The 3,234-nt window shown below is 71.9% G+C and carries 3 protein-coding genes; all 3 read right to left on the reverse strand.

Features of this window, described 5'->3' with window-relative positions; genetic code table 11:
- Positions 1 to 127: 127 nt before the first annotated feature.
- Positions 128 to 1,141 (reverse strand): DNA-3-methyladenine glycosylase family protein, encoded by a 1,014-nt coding sequence (locus JS521_RS34775; RefSeq protein ID WP_205086858.1) that lies wholly within the window; start codon positions 1,139 to 1,141, stop codon positions 128 to 130.
- A gap of 90 nt (positions 1,142 to 1,231) precedes the next feature.
- On the reverse strand, positions 1,232 to 2,323 hold the full coding sequence (gene manB, locus JS521_RS34780; RefSeq protein ID WP_205086859.1) for a mannose-1-phosphate guanylyltransferase: 1,092 nt from the start codon (positions 2,321 to 2,323) through the stop codon (positions 1,232 to 1,234).
- 79 nt (positions 2,324 to 2,402) lie between these two features.
- Positions 2,403 to 3,234, reverse strand: an 832-nt coding sequence (locus JS521_RS34785; RefSeq protein WP_205086860.1) for a peptidoglycan recognition protein family protein, incomplete at its 5' end; no start/stop codon positions are given.

Consider the following 3,234-nt stretch of genomic DNA (forward strand, 5'->3'; position numbering starts at 1 on the left):
ATCGGTGATGTCTATATCAGACAGCTTCCTCACCGTGCGGTGAGGGGTGCTCTGCCCCGGACCCCGCTCCTCAATCGCCGGAGGGGCTGAAAGAGCTGGGCGCCGGAGGGGCTTGGCGGAAGCCGGGCTACAGGTTCACGATGTTGCCCGGCTGCATCCTCGGTGCCCTGCGGGCCGGGACGCGGCCCGAGAGCAGGATCAGGCGGGTCGCTCGGTGGCGTTGGCCCTCGTACGGGGTCAGCAACGTGAGCATCTCCTCGTCGTCCGCGTCCCGGTTGTCCGCCAGGGCGTGGCCCACGATGCCCGGGAGGTGTACGTCGCCGACCGTGACCGCGTCCGCCGCGCCGTTCGAGCGCTGGAGGGTCTCCGCCGAGGTCCAGGGGCCGATCCCCGGGATCAGTTGCAGGCGGGCGTGGGCTTCGGGCAGGGGCATCGTCGCCGCCTCCTCCAGGCGGCGGGCCACGCGGACCGCGCGCATGATCGTGGACGAGCGTTTGGCGTCGACGTTCGCCTTGTGCCATTCCCAGGAGGGGATCATCGCCCACGTGCGGGCGTCCGGCATGACGTGCAGGCCCAGGTCGGTGGTGGGGCCCGGGGCCGGGGTTCCGAAGCGGCGGACCAGGAGGCGCCAGGCGCGGTACGCCTCGTCCGTGGTGACCTTCTGCTCCAGGATCGACGGGATCAGCGATTCCATGACCAGGCCCGTGCGGAGGAGTCGCAGGCCCGGGCGGCGGTGGCGGGTCACGGCGAGCAGGCGGTGGCGCGGGACGAAGGCGTCCGGGTCGTCCTCCGCGCCCAGGAGTGCGGGGAGGCCGTCCAGCAGCCAGTTCGCGCCGGGGCCCCAGGCCGTCGCCGCGATCCGGTCGCCGCGCGCCGCCACGCGCAGGGTGCCGGGGCCCTCCGGCGTGCGGGTCGCCCGCCAGAACGTACCGCCCGCGACCATCCGGAACGTGGGGTCCGCCGGGCCCCGGCGCAGCGGGCCCAGCACCAGGCGGAGGTCCAGTGGGCCCGGTGGGGTCCACTCCCGGGTCAGCGGCGGGCCGTCGGACGTGGAGGACGGACGTGCCGGGCGCACCGGGCCCGCGGCCGCCTGCCGGGGCAGCGGCTCTCGTGCCGTGCGGGGGGCGAATCGTCCTGCCACAGGTGGGCCTCGGTGTTCCTGGTGGGGTCGGGGGCGGGTTCTTCGAGGGTACGGGTAGCGGGGTCGGCTACTGGTCCGAGAAGAAGTCGGCTACTGGTCCGAGGAGAAGCGGACCGAGCCGTCCGGCAGGGTCGCCCCGCACCAGATCCTGATCCCGTCGCGCAGTTCGTTGTCCGCGCCCACGTGCGCCCCGTCGCCGATCACCGCGCCCGCCAGGACCGTACGGCTGCCGATCCTCGCGCCCGCCCCGACCAGGGAATCCGTGATGACCGTGTTCGGTTCGACGATCGCGTTCTCCAGGATCGTGGAGCCCTCTATCCGCGCGCCCGCGCCGACCACCGCGCCGGCGCCGACCACCGTGCCGCCGGTCAGTTTGGCGTCGGGGGCGACCCTGGCCGTCGGCAGGACCAGGCGGTCGCCGCAGCGGCCGGGGACCGCCGGGGACGGGGCGCGGCCCAGGACCAGGTCGGCGGAGCCGCGGACGAAGGCGCCCGGGGTGCCGAGGTCCAGCCAGTACGTGGAGTCGACCATGCCCTGGAGGTGGGCGCCGGAGGCCAGCAGGCCGGGGAAGGTCTCGCGTTCGACGGAGACCGGGCGGCCGGACGGGATCGTGTCGATGACCGAGCGCCGGAAGATGTACGCCCCGGCGTTGATCTGGTCGGTGACGATCTCCTCCGGCGTCTGCGGCTTCTCCAGGAACGCCGTGACCCGGCCCGTCGCGTCGGTCGGCACGAGGCCGAAGGCTCGCGGGTCCTCCACCCGGGTCAGGTGGAGGGAGACATCCGCCCCGGAGACGGTGTGCGAGGTGACCAGGGCCCGGATGTCGAGCCCGGTCAGGATGTCGCCGTTGAAGATCAGGACCGGTTCGTCCGGCCCCGAGGACAGCTTCGGCGCGACGTTGCGGATGGCTCCGCCGGTGCCGAGCGGCTCCTGCTCGGTGACGTACTCGATGTGCAGGCCGAGCGAGGAGCCGTCGCCGAAGTACGGCTCGAAGACCTCGGCCAGGTAGGACGTGGCGAGCACGATGTGCTCCACCCCGGCCGCCCTGGCCCGCGCCAGCTGGTGAGTGAGGAAGGGAACCCCCGCCGCCGGGACCATCGGCTTCGGGGTGTGCACCGTGAGGGGACGCAGCCGGGTGCCCTTGCCCCCGACCAGGAGGATCGCTTCTTTTGCCTCTGTCACAGCACCGTCTCTGCTTCCTGCTGGGGCTTGGCCTCGTATGTGATTGGTCAGTTAAGCAGACCGGCCCAGCCCCGTCCGGTCAGCGGCCCTGCAGTTTGGCGGAGCTGGTCCTGGCCGTGCCGAGCTTCTTGTAAAGACGCGCTCCGGGGCATTCGGTTGCGAAACCGTCCCGGTGGCCCGAGATGACGTTCATCTTGACCTTTACGCCCGCCTTGTACTTGTTGCTTCCGCCGGAGGTGAGCGTCACCTTGCCCTTGGGGTTGGCGCCGAAGAGGCCCAGTTTCCAGGCGGTGAGCTTGGAGACTGCGGTCACGGCGGCGGCGGGCGGGTTGGTGGAGGAGTAGGAGCCGAGGACCGCGATGCCCATGGTGTTGGAGTTGAAGCCCAGGGTGTGCGCGCCGAGGACCGCCTTGGTGACACCACCGGCCCGGCCCTCGTAGATGTTTCCGCACTTGTCGACGGCGAAGTTGTAGCCGAAGTCGCGCCAGCCGCTGCTCTTGACGTGGTAGCGGTAGATGGAGCGGAGCACCGAGGGCGCCTGCTTGCAGGTGTAGTTGTTCCCGGTCGCGCTGTGGTGAACGAAGGCCGCCTTGACGGTCTTGGTGTACGCGAACTGGCGCTCGCGGAGCTTCTCGTCCGCGCCCCAGCCCTTGCGGGTGATGATCCCCGGCCGGGGGCCGATGTACGGCTTCGCCCCGGGCGCGAGGTTCGCCGCTTCCTCCGTCTCCGCCTTCGTCAGTGCGGGGATGACGGACGCACCGAGCGGTGCCAGTTCCGCGTTGACGGCTGAGGCCGCCTCGGCCTCGGCGGTGAGCACCTCCGGCACGACCGCCGGTGTCGTCGTGGGCGGGGACGGGTTGAGCGCGAACGCCGCCGTGGTGGCGGTCCGGCCGACGGGGGCGGCGCGCGCG

The sequence above is a fragment of the Streptomyces durocortorensis genome, from assembly GCF_016901035.1.
Lineage (GTDB): Bacteria > Actinomycetota > Actinomycetes > Streptomycetales > Streptomycetaceae > Streptomyces > Streptomyces durocortorensis.